The following is a 14,945-nucleotide window of genomic DNA, read 5'->3' as shown; positions in this document are numbered from 1 at the left end:
CGACGTCGTAGAGCTTAGTGAGACTGGGGTCGAAACCGCATGACCGGTGGCGTAATTAAAGGGGTGTCGATCCGCGGTCTTCGCGCCTGCGTGCCCGCCCAAAGTCTGGGTATAGAAGGGCTTATCCCCGATGACGCCGAGCGCGCGCGCCTCACCGGCTCGATCGGGGTCATCACCCGAAGGATCGCGCCCGCCGGTGTCCTGACCTCAGACCTGTGTCAAAGGGCCGCGGAGGGGCTACTGGCTCAGCTCGGCTGGAACAGGGACACGATCGATGTCCTGATCTTCGTGACCCAAAGCGCCGACTACGTGATCCCCTCAACGGCCTGCGCGCTGCAAACGCGTCTCGGACTGGGGTCGTGTCTGGCTTTTGACATTAATCTTGGCTGTTCCGGCTATCCCTACGGTCTGTGGACAGCCGCGTCGCTGCTGCAGACGCTAAAGATCGAAGGGCGTCCGGCGAGGGCGCTCGTGCTGGCCGGGGATGTTTCGACCTCTAAGCTGATGCCCGGCGATCGCGCCACGGTGCCCCTGTTTGGCGACGCGGGTTCTGCCACGGCGCTGGAGGTCGATGAGGCTGCGCAGCCGATGTTCGGGGAATTCGGTACAGATGGGTCTGGCGCGGCGCATATTCTGGTTGAGGCGGGCGGGCTGAAGCTGCCGCTTGTGCCTCCGGTCGAACCCCATCCGGCGGACTATGCCGAGCACCTCTTCAAGGCGGCCCGGCTACATCTGAATGGTACGGAGGTGTTCAATTTTACGCTGAAAGCCGTACCGGCTCTGGTCGGGCGCATCCTTGAGGCGTCCGGTGAAACCGCCGACAGCGTCGATTACGTCGTCTTCCATCAGGCCAATGCTTTCATGCTCAACCACCTGCGCAAAAAGGCGGGCCTACCCGTGGAAAAGGTGCCGGTAGCCATGGAGCGCTTTGGCAATACCTCTTCCGCCTCCATTCCCCTGACCATTGCCGACGCGCTGCACGACGTCTTCTCGGAGCGGCGCCAGATGGTCATTATGGGCTTTGGCGTTGGCTGGTCATGGAGTGCTATGAAGCTGACGCTCGGGCCGATCCCCGCTCCAGGGATCGACGACTATGTATAGAGACCTTCTGGGACAGATACCTGCAGACGCCTATGTCCGCGAAGAGGTTCTGACGGCGGAAATCGCCCACGTCTTTCGCCCGTCCTGGTTATGTGTCGGTTTTGTTGAAGACCTCAAAAATCATCAGGACTTCATAACGGCGCAGATAGGGCCGCACTCCATCGTCGTTCAGAACTTCAACGGCGATTTGCGGGCCTTTCGCAATGTCTGTTCTCACCGGTTCGCGCGGATTCAGACCGAGAGCGCTGGCAATCGACCCCTGCAGTGTCCCTATCACGGCTGGACCTATAATGGTGAGGGAAAGCCTGTGGGCGTGCCCCTGAACAAGCCATGCTTCAACCTGACTGAAGCGGATCAGGCAGAGCTGGCTCTGCAAGCCTACGCACTTGAAGTGGTGGGTCATTTTGTCTTTGTACGGATGACATCCGAAGGTCCCGACCTTCAAACCTTTCTAGGCGACTATCACGACGAATTAGAACACCTGTCTGCGGTGTGCACGGATCGCTTTGAACGCGTCAGCTATGAGTGGGAAGCCAACTGGAAGCTCGGCATGGACAATGCCGCTGAAGGCTATCATGTGCCTCTTGTCCATGCGGAGAGTTTTGGCCTGATCCTGTCGCTGCAGCTGGAAATTTCAAGTGTGCCTGACCATAGCCGTTATACCGGCAAGCTGAAGGAGCGCTCACTGAAATGGTGGCGTAATGTTCATAAGAATCTAAAGATTACGCCGTCAGACCGTTATCCCGAATATGGCAATTTCCTCATCTTCCCAAATATCGTCATCACGTTTTCCGGCGGCGCGTTTTTGACGTTTCAGACCTTCGATCCCATTGCGCCAGAGCGTTTACGTATCAACTCGGCCTCCTGGCTGGCAACCAATCGGGGTGGACAAACGCGCGATCTGGTGGTTGGCGAACTCAAAACCTTTTCGGCACAGGTGCGCGATGAGGATGCCCAAATCTGCGGCATCACGCAGGCGGGGATGCGCGATGTGCCCGATAATCGGGCGCCGCTTCTGGGACAGATGGAAGGGCGGATCGCCCATTTTCAGAAGGCTTGGGCAAAACGCATGGGCGACTGGTCCGCATCCGGAGAGACGCCATGAGCGACGTCCTGACCCCTTGCGTCACAAAACCCGCGGATACGGGTTTTAACCCTTTAAGCCTGAGCGGGCGCACCATTATGGTGACAGGTGCGACGTCCGGCATCGGGCAGGCCTCAGCCATCTATCTGTCGCGTCTGGGGGCGCGCCTTATCGTCACGGGGCGTAATCCTGAGCGCCTTCAGGCAACGCTGGATGCCTTGTCCGGAGAGGGCCATCAAGGTCATCTGTTTGACCTGGCCGATATTGAGAAGATCGTGCCCTGGATGAAGACGGTCTGCGCCGAGACAGGACCGCTCAACGGGCTGGCTCATTGCGCAGGCGTGCAGGCAACGCGGCCTATTCAGGCGGTGAAGCCCGACTTTATTCAGGAAGTGCTCACACAAAATCTGGCCGCCTCCCTGATGCTGGCTCAGGCCTTTCGGCTGAAAGCCTGCCACGTGTCTGGCGCTTCACTCGTTTATGTGTCGTCTTCTGCCGCGTTGAAAACCGCGCCTGGCAATGTCGTCTATGCAGCGTCAAAAGGCGGCATTATTTCAGCCGTAAAAGGCCTCGGCGTTGAACTGGTTCGTGATGGCGTACGCGTCAATGCGGTCGCCCCGGCGATGATCGACACCCCTATGTCGGATCAGTTTCGCGCCCTTCTCTCCGAAGAGAATTTTCAGCGGGTCATAGATCTGCATCCGCTGGGGCTGGGCAGGCCCGATGACGTGGCTGCGGCCATTGCCTTTCTGCTGGCCGACACGTCGCGTTGGATTACCGGGTCCATATTGACCGTGGACGGAGGGTTTCTGGCGTGACAGTTCTGTCTGCCCCCTCTGTGCCGCGTCCCGGCAGCCGTCGGCTGACCATAAGCCACAGCGATGCCCATGCTTGCGGGAGGATGAGTTATCTCGATCTGGGGGATAAGGCGGCGCCCGCTATCGTATTCGTGCACGGCTTCGCCGCTGATTTGCTGACCTGGTCCTTTTGCCTGATCCCGCTGGCGGCTCGCTACCGCGTGGTGGCCATCGACCTGCCGGCGCATGGTCGAAGTGCCGATGCGGCGGGCGATTGCAGTCTGGAGTTTATGGCCTCGTGGCTGTCGCAAGCGCTGGATGTCCTCGGTATCGGCTGCGCACATCTGGTCGGTCATTCGATGGGCGCACGCATCAGCCTCGGTATGGCCGAAGCCTATGCCCAGCAGGTCAGGAGTTTGACCCTGATTGCACCTGCGGGCATGGGCGGCGCATTTGACCGCGACGCGCTGGAGCGCTTTCTGATCGAAGGCAGTGAAGCCAGCGCCCGTGCCGCCGCCGCGCAACTTCTGGGCGCGCAGAACCAAACGTCTGTCGATGCTTTAGCCGCCTCATTGCAGGCCGCTGCCCCACCCGCCCGCCGGGATCTACTGCTACGCTTTCTGCGACGCATTGAGGCGGCCCACCCGTCTATGGGGTGGTACGACTGGAGTCGTGTAAGTGTGCCGCATCAGGTGATCTGGGGGCAGTCTGACCGGGTCATTCCTCTGCCACCGCCTGAGCGTTTGCCCGCAAGGCTTCATACGCTCGATGGTGTAGGGCATCTGCCGCACATGGAGGTGCCAGGGCGCATCACCGGTCTGATTACGGAGTTTCTAAATGAGCTTTGATCTTGTCCGCGAGGAGCTAATCCAGATTTTGTCCGAGAAAGGCGCAGCCGTGTCGCCCATTGAGGCCGATACGCCGCTGCTCAACGGGCCGCTCGATATCGACAGTCTGGATCTGGCGACGCTCGTGGTGGCGCTCGAAGAGAAAACAGGGCTTCAGCCCTTCCGCGAGGGCTTTGTGCTGTTCCACACGGCCGGCGAACTGGCGGCCCTGTTTACAAAGGCGGCCTAGATGGATTTTTCCCTCGGCATCTCGTTTCGGCTCATCGAAGACGGGCAGGTTATGTCCGCCGATGATCTGCATGCCCGCGCCGAGGTTTTTCAGACATCAGATAAGGTTTACGGCACAAGTGACCGCTCGGTTGCCGGACTTATCACCGCCCTGATCGCTGCGCAAAAACAAAAGACAGACCTGTTCGTTCAGCGTGTAGACGGGCCGTTATTGGCGGAGCCTGAGGTGGAGCTTTCCGCTCGCGTCTGGTTGCAAACCTCGGGCACCACGGGTGCGCCCAAATGGGCTGGCCACGAGATGGCAAAGCTGACCGCTGCCATCACTCAGGGCGGTTCGAAAGCGTGCTGGCTTCTGACTTATCATCCGTTCAGCTTTGCCGGAATGCAGGTGATCCTTTCCGCCCTGATCGGCGGTCACACCCTGATCGCGCCGCCGGAAGGGGCGGACATTGCCGTTATGGCCCAACTGGCCGACCGCCACCAGGCTTCGCACATCAGCGGCACGCCGACCTTCTGGCGCGCCTTTTTGATGAGCGCCCCCTCGGGCCTGTCCTTGCGCGGGGTGACACTCGGCGGTGAAGCCGTGGATCAGGGTCTGCTTGATGCCCTGCGCGCCCGGTTTCCGGGGGCCCATATCCGCCATATCTACGCCACCACAGAGTTGGGTGTGATCCTCACCGTCAGTGACGGGCAGGCTGGATTTCCGCAGAGCGCATTGGGCGATCGCCTGTCTCTGTCCGAAGCCGGAACGCTGCTTGTTGACGGTCACGATACGCGCGACGTAGTGAGTGTTGAAAACGGTCGCGTGCGCTTTCGCGGTAGACTGGATAGTCTCGTTAACATTGGTGGCGTCAAAGTCTTTCCGGAGGAGGTCGAGGCCTATCTGAGCCTGTGTCCTGCCGTGGCTGATGCACGTGTCTGGGCGCGACCAAGCCCCATTACAGGGCACGTTTTGAGCGCTGAAATCGCCCTTGCGCCGGGCGCGGATGAGACCGAAGTGAAGGTGTATATTCAGGGTCTGCCGCGCGCCAGTCGCCCGGTAGGGCTTCGCTTCGTTGAGGCCATTGCCCGCGCAGAGACAGGTAAGAAATCGAGGGCTGAGGCATGACGCGCTGGGTGATAATTAGCGGGGTAAGTCGCGGTCTGGGTCACGCCATCGCCTCCGATCTTCTGTTGGCAGGCTACGACGTTGCGGGCTGTTCCACCACCCATAGCGACGAGGTGCGCATCCTTCAGGATCAGCACGGGCCACGCTTTTTCTGGCAGACCTGCGATATGGGCGATAACGCGGCCATAGAAGCCTTTAGCGCCGCCGCTGTAGCGCATTTCGACAGCGCTCCCTGGGGCGTCGTCAACAATGCCGGTATATCGGTTGAGGGCATCTTGTCGACCTTGCCGCTGGCCGATATTGAGCGGGTCTTGCAGGTCAATCTGACCGGGGCCATGGCGCTTACGCGTGCCGCCTTGCGTCGGATGCAACGTACCCGTAAGCCCGGTCGCATCATCAATATTTCTTCGATCACGGGCCTGCGCGGCTATACGGGCTTGAGCGCCTACGCGGCGTCGAAAGCGGGCATGGATGGCTTTGGCCGTGCCCTTTCACGTGAAGTCGGGCGGCTGGGCATCACCGTCAATTCCATCGCGCCGGGCTATATGAAGACGGCTCTGTCTGCGGGGCTCGATGACCGCCAACTGGAGCAGATCGTACGTCGCACGCCCCTTGGGCGTTTGTGCGATCTTACCGACATCACGCCGCTGGTGCGCTTTTTGTTGTCCGATGAGGCGGGTTTTATCACGGGTCAGACCCTGACGGTCGATGGGGGCCTGACAAACTGATGGTCGCATTCAGCATACCAGGTCCAGTGCTTAGGGGGATCGTTACATCCCTGCCTGAAGCGGTGAGCGAAAACCGCGACCTGGGTGCGCATTTTGGCGAAGACGCAATAACCAAGATCATCGCGGCTACGGGGATTGAACGACGCCCCGTCTCAGACGCCCACACGGTTTCCCAGTTGGGCGAGGTGGCGTCGCGTCGGCTCCTAGACGGGCTCGGCTGGTCAGCGGACAGTGTCGGCTTGCTGATCGTGGTGACCCAGACGCCGGACTATCCGCTACCCTCGACGGCCTGTGTGCTGCAAAATCGTCTGGGTGTAGGTAACGGAGCGCTCTGTCTCGATATCGCCCTCGGCTGTTCAGGCTACGTTTATGGATTGTCGGTCGTCTCGTCACTGATGCAGACAGCAGGCATTAGCCGCGCGCTTCTAGTCACCGGCGATATGACGACACGCATGATCGATGAAGACAATCGCGCGCTTAAACCCCTTTTCGGCGATGCTGTGTCCGTGACGGCGCTGGAAGCCGGCGAGGCCGGGATCGCCTTTGATCTTGGCTCGGACGGATCCGGTGCGCCCTATCTTATGTCCCGCACCGGCGGATTGGCAGAGAGCGGTCCGCCGCGCCTGTTTATGGACGGGACGCAGGTTATGGCCTTCTCTTTGAAGCAGGTGGCACCGAGTGTTGCCCGTGCCCTCATTGCCGCAGGTGAAGTGATTGACGCGATGGATCACGTCGTCCTGCATCAGGCCAATGCGCTCATGTTGAAGACATTGGGGCACAAGATAAAGGCACGTGAAGATCAGATGGTCTATGCGGTGCGCGACTATGGAAATACGTCCTCAGCCTCCATCCCACTGGCCATGTGCGACCGGCTTTCGACTGGCGAACCGCGCTTGTCAGACACGACACCGCTGCGTCTTCTTTTGTGTGGGTTTGGCGTCGGCTGGTCGTGGTCAAGCGCCGTATGGACGACGCCTTCACCTGATCTCATCGACATCGTTAGGGTGCCCTGATGCAGTTGTGGGTGCGCACCGAAGCCTCAGCGCAGATCGGTCTGGGCCACTTTATGCGCTGTTTCGCCGTGGCTGAAGCGGCGCGTCATCGCGGTATGGCCGTGACCTTTCTGCTCAATGACTCCTCCGAGGCCATTCGTTCACGTCTGGCGCAGATCGGCGCCGGCTGCCGGCGACTGGAGACAGCGATCGGTAGCCCGCAAGATGCCGCGGCCATACGCGCCAGTGTGCCGACGGGCGAGCTGTTGCTGGTCGATTCCTACGCAGCGGAGGCTGTATTTTATACCGATCTGTGTGCGGATTATCGGCTGGCCGCGTTTGATGATCTGGCGCAGGTGCGGCCGCTGAACGTTCATCTGGTGATCAATGCCGCCGCTTCGGCATCGCCGCAGATGTATGCCGAAATCACGCCGGATGCGCATCTGTGTCTGGGGCCGGATTATGCGCCCATCCGCCACGAGTTTCGTCGCTCCTACCCGGCGCCGCGTCGCGCTCACATCTGCGTTCTGTTTGGCGGATCAGATCCCAGAGGCTTTACAGCCCTGTGCGCGGAGGCCCTGCTTGAGGTCGCGCCGCGCTATGATATCCGCCTGATCGTAGGGCCTGCCAATGGCGATGTTGATGCCTTGCGTCGCCTGTGTGCGGCCCATGCGGCTTTGAAACTTTACCTGTCGCCCGACAATGTGGCCGAGGTCTTAAGCGGGGCGTCTCTGGTGGTTACGGCAGCCGGAGGTAGTGTCGGTGAGATCGCCGCCATGGGCCTGCCCGCGCTGGTCATGGTGGTGGTCGATAATCAGGCGGCCTCGCTCAGCGCCTCGCCCTATCCGGTGTTGGACGCGCGTGAAGGCTGGCCCGACGGCTTTAATGACAAGGTAAAGACCCTTCTGTCTGATGTACTCGGCCGTGTGACCGAGGCGGCCAGAGCCCATTCTCTGGTCGATGGGTGCGGTGCGGAACGAATAGTGGAGGCGATGACCCGTGTATGAGTTTTTAAGCTACAGACCGGTGCAGCCGGATGACGCCAAGATGCTGCTGGATTGGCGCACATCTGCGCGCATCACCCAGTTTATGCTTACCGATGTGCCCTACGATATCGAGCGCCAGCGGGGCTGGATTGAACGTTGTGCGAGCCGTGACGATTATCATCATCGCATCATCTGCATCGAAGGCCGCGACGTCGGCTATACGTCGATCACGGTGACGGATCGGGTGAATGGTATAGGCGAGGTGGGCGTCTATGTGGGCGACGAAGCCGTGTCGCCCACCTTGTCGGCCTATAACTTTATCGGCACGCTGAACCACGCCTTCTGTACGTTGGGTCTGCATAAGCTGGTCAATCACATCGTAAACTGGAACGATCGCGTGGTGCGGGCACAAGCCTTCAACGGCTATCGCCATGTCGGTGTGCTAAAAAACCACGTCCTCAAAAACGATGTGCGCCACGACCTGCATATCTTCGAGCAGGAGGCGGCGGAATGGCGCGCCTTTCGTAAGAAGTTCCCAGATACGCGTAACTGGGACGGTAAGGAGACCGAGTAGTCTCAGACTTCGAGCTCCAGGCGATAAAGCCGGTTCGCATTGCCCGCGAACATGGCCCGTCTCTCAGTGTCGGAGAAGTCACAGGTCACCGCGTCGAAAGCGTCCATGATAGTCTTGTAGTCCGAGAAGAGCTTGTCGGTGGGTACGTCAGAGGCAAACATCACGCGATCCGTGCCGAAGATGTCGATGACGGTCAGCACGAGCGGGCGGATGGTTTGCGTTGTCCAGTGACGGTTGGCAAAGCCCATGCCGGAAATTTTCACTGAGACATTCGGTTGGGCGGCGAGCGTCTTCAGGCCCGCTTCCCAGCGGCTCAGATGGCCGTTACCGTCATTGACCGGCATGCCAGCATGATTGAGCATCACAGGAACATCCGGATGTTTGGCCGCCAGAGCGGCCGCGGCCGCCATCTGATTTTCATAGATTTGCAGGTCAAAGGACAGGCCATATTTGGCCAGGAGCGCATAACCCGCCTGCCATTGCGGATCCTCCAGCAGGTTAGCGGGTGTATAGCTGAAATAGGGGTTGGGGTGCCAGTTGAGGATATGGCGGATGCCGCGTACGGCGGAATGCTGCGCATGGGCTTCCAGCAAGGCTTCGACCTTCGGATCGTTCAGGCCGGCAAAGGCGACGATCGCAGTAGGCAGACGGGTCTGTTCATGCAGCTTTTGCAGCCATTTTGTCTCGGCGAGGGCGTCGTCCGGATGCGCGCCGGCGTCGATATGCACGGTACCGCGCACGTCGAACCCCGTGGCGTCAGCCTGATAATGCGCGGGGAGGTAGGTCGAGGCGATGGCCTCGGTCGAGCCATTGACGCCGGTATCGTCGAACGGCGCGCTCAGCCAGCCGTAGCGCAGATGGTCGAGGTCCCACAGATGGATGTGGGCGTCGATAAAGGGCAGTTTTGTCATGTTTCCTCCGAGCCCGTCGCTCTGGAGGTCTGCAAAGCCTCATCCGTCTGCGATACGCGGCTCATGTACGAAAGTACGCTTTGCTGCGTGTCTCGCCGGCTAAGTCTTTTCGACTCACCATAGCGATTTGCGTGCTTTGTTATAAGAGAACGGCGGCCCCGTCAGGCGCCGCCGTGAGAGCGTTTAGTAGGTCGTGCGACCACCCGATGTGTCAAACACCGAAGCGGTCGTGAAGGAGCACTCTTCCGAGGCCATGAAGCAGACCATGGCCGCCGATTCATCGACAATGCCCAAACGCCCCATCGGAATCTTTGAGCGCATGTAATCGACCTGGCTTTGCGGGAGTTGCGCCAGAATGGGTGACTCAAAGGTCGCCGGAGTGAGCGCGTTGACAATGACGCCTTTGGTCGCCAGTTCTTTGCCCAGAGACTTGGTAAAGCCGATCACGCCCGCCTTGGAGGCCGAATAGGCCGAGGCGTTGGGATTGCCTTCCTTGCCCGCGACCGATGCGACATTGACGATGCGGCCATAGCCGTTTTCGAGCATGAAGGGGATGATCTCACGGTTGCAGTAGAATAGGCCATTGAGATTGATGTCCATGACCTTCAGCCACGATTCGACCGGGAACTCCCACACTGGCACGGTCGCGCCCGTGATGCCCGCCGAAGCGACCAGAATGTCGATCTTGCCTAAGATCTCCGCCGACTTTTTAGCCGCCGCAGAGACTTCTTCGAGCTTTGAGACATCGAGCGCCACAAACCCAGCCGCGCCGATTTCCGTTGCGGTCGTTTCCAGAAGTTCCGCGTTCAGGTCCCAAAGGACGACCTTGCCGCCCTCAGAGATGATGCGTTGAGCGGCGGCCTTGCCGAGGCCCCCGGCAGCACCGGTGATGACGGCGCAGCGGTTTTCAAAACGTCCAGCATAAGCCATTAGCCGATGATCTCCTGATGTTCGAGCGAGAACGGCACAACGGTCTGGCGCTGTTCGCCAAGGCCGGTGATGCCAAGGTGCATGGTGTCGCCCGCATTGAGGTAGATGGCGTTTGGCTTCTTGCCTTCACCGACGCCCGGAGGCGTGCCGGTGATGACCAGATCGCCCGGTTGCAGGGTGATGAAGCGCGAGATGTAGCTGATGCAGTGGGCGACATTGAAGATCAGGGTCTTCGTGTTGCCGGTCTGCATGCGCTGGCCATTGACGTTCAGGAACATGTCGAGATTGTGCACGTCGCCGATCTCTTCCGGCGTCACCAGCCACGGGCCGGTCGGGCAGAAGGTGTCGCAGCCCTTACCCTTGACCCACTGCGTACCGCGCTCCTTCTGGAAAGCGCGCTCGGAGATGTCGTTGACCAGCACGTAACCGGCAACGTGGCTCAGCGCATCGGCTTCTTCGACATAGCGGCAGGTCTTGCCGATGATGAGGCCGAGTTCCACTTCCCAGTCCATCTTGGTGGCGTCGCGCGGCTTCATCACGTCGTCATTGGGGCCGGTGAGCGAGGTCACGGCCTTGGTGAAGAAGATGGGTTCCGACGGCACGGGCAGGTTCGATTCGGCCGCGTGGTCAGCATAGTTGAGGCCTACCGCGATGATCTTACCGATCTTGTTGACCGGCACGCCGTAGCGCACATCGCCTTCGACAACCGGCAGGGCCGAGACGTCGGTGGCCTTGAGGCCGGCCAGCTTCGACAGGCGCACCTCTTCGGGGGTGATGTCAGCGACGACCGACGACAGATCGCGCAGCTTGCCGTCAGCGTCGATCACGCCAGGCTTTTCCTGACCCTTGGGGCCAAAGCGAACGAGTTTCATAAAGCTTTCCTCAAAAATAAAGCCAGATCAAAGCGGCGAGGCGTCTCTTGCTTTGATCTGACGATATGGACCACCCCTGAAGGCAAAGCCTTCAGGGGTGAGTTTCATTAGTGTTCGTAGGGGCGATAGAGCTTCACTTCGGGGTTGAGATTGACCCCAAAGCCCGGCTTATCGAGCGCGGTGACCTTCAGGCGGCCCTTCTCCGGGATCGGCTCATTGAGCAGTTGCGGATGGAACATGGGCGCCACGTGATCGGCCTTCGGTGCCATCATCAGGAACTCGGCAAACGGCGAGTTATGGCGCGTAATGACGAAGTGGTAGCTATAGACGGACGAGCCGTGCGGCACGACCAGTGCACCATGCGCGTCAGCCAGGGCCGAGATTTTCAGAAGCTCGGTTACGCCACCGCACCAGCCCACATCCGGCTGGATGATGTCGCAGCAGCCCATTTCCAGAAGCATTTTAAAGCCCCAGCGGGTTGATTCGTGCTCACCCGTGGTGACGAGCATCCCGGCCGGTACGTTCTTCTTCAGTTGCTGATAGCCCCAGTAGTCGTCCGGATTGATGGCCTCTTCGATCCACTTCAGGCCGTACTCATGGCACTTATGCGCAAGCTTCGTCGCATAGTTGACGTCGAGCGCCATCCAGCAGTCGTACATCAGCCAGAAGTCTTCGCCCACGCGCGAACGCATATCGGCGATCAGCTCGACATTCTTTTTGAGGCCTTCGTCGCCTTCGATGGGGCCGTGATAGAGCGGCAGCTTGCCACCGATAAAGCCCATCTCCTTGGCGAGGTCCGGGCGCGCGCCCGTCGCATAGAATTGCAATTCGTCGCGCACCGCGCCGCCCAGCATGTGATAGACCGGCTCCTGACGCAGCTTGCCCATCAGGTCCCACAAGGCCAGATCGACGCCGGAAATGGCATTTACGACAATCCCCTTACGGCCATAATACTGCGAGCCGAAGTACATCTGATCCCAGATGCGCTCATACTCAAACGGGTTGCGGCCTTCGAGAAAGCGGGCGAAGTGCTTTTCAACCATATAACAGGCGGGCTCACCACCCGTCGTCACCGCAAAGCCGACCGTGCCGTCATCGGCTTCGATCTCAACGACCAGCGTGCCCAGCACATTGATGCCAAAGCTCTTGCGGCTCTGGCGATATTCCGGATAGCGCCCCATTGAGGTCGCAATGTGATTGTCGATCCAGTGGCCTTCGCCCTGATCGTGGTAATCGGCGCCGCCGCCGCCCTCGCCACCTTTAATGACGTATGCGCGCACCTGCTTGATCTTGGGGTAACCCATAATAGAAGCCTTTTTAACCCTGCGTGTCGAATGCGGTTCCGGGAGGACCGGAGATGATCGGTTCGTGGTGAAAATGCTCAATAATGAGCATAAATGCGATTGCCAATCTATTTATTCCAATATATGAAATTAGGCCAAGGCTTATCAAGCAAAAAACGTCAGGCGTGAACGCAGAAACGTCGAAACCGGGCATGAACGCAAATACGACGACAACCGAGACTAAGCGCGACAAACCTGGCGGTAGCCAGACCCTGGTCCGTGGGCTGATGATCGTTGAGGCAGTGGCTTCGGGCCGTGGCAGTTTAAGTGAAATTGCCGAGACGGCAGGTCTTGCGCGCTCCACCGCCTATCGTCTGGCGTCGACCCTCGTCGAGCAGGGCTATCTCAGCGTAGCCCCACGCGACGGCAGCGGCGGGGGGTACCGGCTGGGGCCCAAATTTATTCGCCTGTCGCAGCAGGCAATACACCAATAGATGGAAGGAAACGGGGGGCGTTTCGCGCTTCCGGTCAGAGAGAAGAGACAGAAGATGTTGCTCAAGGACAAGGTACTGCTGGTCACCGGCGGCTCAAAAGGCATTGGACGCGCTATCGCCATTGGGGCGGCACGTCAGGGGGCCAGGGTTGGTATCAACTACGCGGGTGATGAAGCCGCCGCCGAATCGGCAGTGAAAGAAATCCGCGGCTTCGGGGGCGAAGCCTTCGCGCTACGTGGCGATGTCGCTGACCCGGCTTCGGCGACCGCCTTTGTGGCCGCCGCGGTTGAGGCCTATGGCCGGATCGATACCTTCGTTAACAATGCCGGCATCTGCCCCTTCCACGGCTTCCTCGACATGCCGGTCGATGTGGTGGATCGCACGATCAAGGTGAACCTGAACGGTGCCTACTATATGTGTCAGGCCGCCGCCAACCAGATGGTCAGGCAAGGTAAAAAGGCCAATGGCTTTGCCGGCTCCATCGTCGCGGTCTCCTCTATCTCGGCGCTGGTCGGTGGCGAATTCCAGACCCACTACACGCCGACTAAGGCCGGTGTGCTGTCGCTGATGCAATCGACCGCCATCGCGCTCGGTAAACACGGCATCCGCTGCAACGCAGTCCTGCCCGGCACCATCTTAACCGACATAAACAAGGATGATCTGGCTGACGAAGGAAAGCGCAGCTACATGGAAGGCCGCATCCCTCTCGGCCGTCTGGGTCAGCCCGAAGATCTGGCAGGACCTGTCATCTTCCTTGCCTGCGAAGAACTGGCCGGATATGTGACAGGGGCATCGCTTCTGGTCGATGGCGGGGCCTTCGTCAACCTTCAGTAAAATCGTTGACAGAAAAGGAAGGAAACCGGTTTCCTTCCTTTTCATTTGTCGCTATAGGAAGTCTCATTATGTGGCGAAGCATCCCGTAAACCGGGATTTCGCCGCGAAGGGATGGAAGGCGCCGTGCCAGCTGGCCGGAGCTGTTCATGAAAACCGGAGCTGCGTCATGTGCCAGACGTCTTTGTACGCTAAGATCTATCACGCCACCCATCCGGACATGATGGCCTATGCGGATACGGATGATCTGCGTGACAAATACCTGATGCAGGGCCTGTTTGCCCCGGACTCGGTCGTCCTCAACTACACCCATTTCGAACGCTTCGTGGTAGGCGGCGTGGCCCCGGTCTCGCAGAGCGTGCGTCTGCCAGATCAGACCGAGCCCGCTTCGGCCGCCGGTCACCCGTTTCTTGAACGCCGTGAGCTGGGTGTGATCAATGTCGGCGGTGGCGCAGGCGTGGTGACGGTGGATGGCGTAGCGTATGACCTGGGTCAAAAGGATGGGCTCTATATCCCAATGGGTACGAAGGATGTGGTCTTCTCGTCAAATGAGGCCGCCAATCCTGCCCTCTATTATCTGACCTCGACGCCCGCCCATGCGCGCTATGAGACGGTAAAGATTTCGATAGATCAGGCGGTCCCTCTGGAACGCGGCTCGCTGGAACAATCAAACCAGCGCGTCATCTATCAGTATATCGTGCCGACCACCGCCAAGTCGTGCCAGTTGCTTTTGGGCCTGACCATTCTGGCCCCTGGCTCGGTGTGGAATACCATGCCGCCGCACCTGCATGACCGTCGCTCGGAAGTCTATTTCTACTTTAACCTCGGTGAAAACGACCGCGTCTTCCACTTCATGGGGCAGCCTGACGCGGCGCGTCATATCGTTATCCAGAACAACGAAGCCGTCGTCTCGCCGCCGTGGTCGATCCATATGGGCGCCGGCACGTCAAACTACGCCTTCATCTGGGCCATGGGCGGCGAAAACCTCGACTATACCGACATGAAGGTGCTGGACATCTGCCAGCTGGCTTAATCTCACGTCTCGATGCGGATGTGGTTTTAGAACGGTCAAAGAACCTCTGGCGGCGGCCCGTCCGGATTTTTTGGCTTCTTGGTTTGGCGAGGCGGCACCTCGCGCGTCTCCGCTCTGACAGAGTAGGGGAAAAGATTGAAAAGGG

Annotated in this window: 17 protein-coding genes; 13 read left to right on the top strand and 4 right to left on the bottom strand. The window is 59.6% G+C overall.

The window, feature by feature from the left end:
• The first annotated feature begins 39 nt into the window (after positions 1-39).
• The 10 genes from ASTEX_RS10665 to ASTEX_RS10620 are packed head-to-tail and all read left to right on the top strand — an operon-like array spanning position 40 to position 8,446.
• The gene (locus ASTEX_RS10665) at positions 40-1,101 is read left to right on the top strand and encodes a 3-oxoacyl-ACP synthase III family protein (protein WP_013479634.1); all 1,062 of its coding nucleotides are present in this window, start codon (positions 40-42) and stop codon (positions 1,099-1,101) included.
• Positions 1,094-2,206 carry an aromatic ring-hydroxylating oxygenase subunit alpha gene (locus ASTEX_RS10660; RefSeq protein ID WP_013479633.1) on the top strand — a complete coding sequence of 371 codons (1,113 nt, stop codon included), beginning with the start codon at positions 1,094-1,096 and terminating at the stop codon, positions 2,204-2,206. The genes ASTEX_RS10665 and ASTEX_RS10660 overlap by 8 nt, the downstream gene beginning before the upstream one ends.
• Positions 2,203-3,003, top strand: a complete 801-nt coding sequence (locus ASTEX_RS10655; protein WP_013479632.1) for an SDR family NAD(P)-dependent oxidoreductase — start codon at positions 2,203-2,205, stop codon at positions 3,001-3,003. The genes ASTEX_RS10660 and ASTEX_RS10655 overlap by 4 nt, the downstream gene beginning before the upstream one ends.
• A complete protein-coding gene (locus ASTEX_RS10650) occupies positions 3,000-3,830 on the top strand; it encodes an alpha/beta fold hydrolase (RefSeq protein WP_144004648.1) in 831 nt (276 codons plus the stop codon). The genes ASTEX_RS10655 and ASTEX_RS10650 overlap by 4 nt, the downstream gene beginning before the upstream one ends.
• Positions 3,820-4,059 (top strand): acyl carrier protein, encoded by a 240-nt coding sequence (locus ASTEX_RS10645; protein ID WP_013479631.1) that lies wholly within the window; start codon positions 3,820-3,822, stop codon positions 4,057-4,059. The genes ASTEX_RS10650 and ASTEX_RS10645 overlap by 11 nt, the downstream gene beginning before the upstream one ends.
• Entirely contained in the window at positions 4,060-5,166 is a 1,107-nt protein-coding gene (locus tag ASTEX_RS10640) for an AMP-binding protein (protein ID WP_013479630.1), read from the top strand.
• A complete protein-coding gene (locus tag ASTEX_RS10635) occupies positions 5,163-5,894 on the top strand; it encodes an SDR family NAD(P)-dependent oxidoreductase (protein ID WP_013479629.1) in 732 nt (243 codons plus the stop codon). The genes ASTEX_RS10640 and ASTEX_RS10635 overlap by 4 nt, the downstream gene beginning before the upstream one ends.
• On the top strand, positions 5,894-6,907 hold the full coding sequence (locus ASTEX_RS10630; RefSeq protein WP_013479628.1) for a ketoacyl-ACP synthase III: 1,014 nt from the start codon (positions 5,894-5,896) through the stop codon (positions 6,905-6,907). The genes ASTEX_RS10635 and ASTEX_RS10630 overlap by 1 nt, the downstream gene beginning before the upstream one ends.
• The gene (gene pseG, locus ASTEX_RS10625; protein WP_013479627.1) at positions 6,907-7,893 is read left to right on the top strand and encodes a UDP-2,4-diacetamido-2,4,6-trideoxy-beta-L-altropyranose hydrolase; all 987 of its coding nucleotides are present in this window, start codon (positions 6,907-6,909) and stop codon (positions 7,891-7,893) included. Before ASTEX_RS10630 ends, pseG begins: the two co-directional genes overlap by 1 nt.
• On the top strand, positions 7,886-8,446 hold the full coding sequence (locus ASTEX_RS10620) for a GNAT family N-acetyltransferase (protein ID WP_013479626.1): 561 nt from the start codon (positions 7,886-7,888) through the stop codon (positions 8,444-8,446). Before pseG ends, ASTEX_RS10620 begins: the two co-directional genes overlap by 8 nt.
• A 2-nt stretch (positions 8,447-8,448) precedes the next feature.
• Here the strand turns inward: ASTEX_RS10620 and ASTEX_RS10615 are convergent, their stop codons facing one another.
• The 4 genes from ASTEX_RS10615 to rhmD form a co-directional block, all read right to left on the bottom strand.
• Positions 8,449-9,357, bottom strand: coding sequence for an amidohydrolase family protein (locus ASTEX_RS10615; RefSeq protein ID WP_013479625.1), 909 nt, complete (start codon positions 9,355-9,357; stop codon positions 8,449-8,451).
• 183 nt (positions 9,358-9,540) lie between these two features.
• Positions 9,541-10,287, bottom strand: coding sequence for an SDR family NAD(P)-dependent oxidoreductase (locus ASTEX_RS10610; protein WP_013479624.1), 747 nt, complete (start codon positions 10,285-10,287; stop codon positions 9,541-9,543).
• A complete protein-coding gene (locus tag ASTEX_RS10605; RefSeq protein ID WP_013479623.1) occupies positions 10,287-11,159 on the bottom strand; it encodes a 2,4-didehydro-3-deoxy-L-rhamnonate hydrolase in 873 nt (290 codons plus the stop codon). The genes ASTEX_RS10610 and ASTEX_RS10605 overlap by 1 nt, the downstream gene beginning before the upstream one ends.
• 107 nt (positions 11,160-11,266) lie before the next feature.
• Positions 11,267-12,463 carry an L-rhamnonate dehydratase gene (rhmD, locus tag ASTEX_RS10600; protein ID WP_013479622.1) on the bottom strand — a complete coding sequence of 399 codons (1,197 nt, stop codon included), beginning with the start codon at positions 12,461-12,463 and terminating at the stop codon, positions 11,267-11,269.
• 191 nt (positions 12,464-12,654) lie between these two features.
• On the opposite strand from rhmD, the gene ASTEX_RS10595 reads away from it, so the two are divergent.
• The 3 genes from ASTEX_RS10595 to kduI all read left to right on the top strand — a co-directional run bounded on the left by ASTEX_RS10595 (position 12,655) and on the right by kduI (position 14,800).
• The gene (locus ASTEX_RS10595; protein ID WP_168148102.1) at positions 12,655-12,936 is read left to right on the top strand and encodes a helix-turn-helix domain-containing protein; all 282 of its coding nucleotides are present in this window, start codon (positions 12,655-12,657) and stop codon (positions 12,934-12,936) included.
• Between the two features lie 54 nt (positions 12,937-12,990).
• The gene (gene lra1, locus ASTEX_RS10590) at positions 12,991-13,770 is read left to right on the top strand and encodes an L-rhamnose 1-dehydrogenase Lra1 (RefSeq protein WP_013479620.1); all 780 of its coding nucleotides are present in this window, start codon (positions 12,991-12,993) and stop codon (positions 13,768-13,770) included.
• 181 nt (positions 13,771-13,951) lie between these two features.
• A complete protein-coding gene (gene kduI / locus ASTEX_RS10585; protein ID WP_218918625.1) occupies positions 13,952-14,800 on the top strand; it encodes a 5-dehydro-4-deoxy-D-glucuronate isomerase in 849 nt (282 codons plus the stop codon).
• Positions 14,801-14,945: the final 145 nt, after the last annotated feature.

The organism is Asticcacaulis excentricus CB 48 (assembly GCF_000175215.2).
In the GTDB taxonomy this organism is placed as follows: domain Bacteria; phylum Pseudomonadota; class Alphaproteobacteria; order Caulobacterales; family Caulobacteraceae; genus Asticcacaulis; species Asticcacaulis excentricus.
The sequence above is the reverse complement of the archived record's forward strand: the minus strand, read 5'-3'. Positions and strand labels throughout refer to the sequence as shown.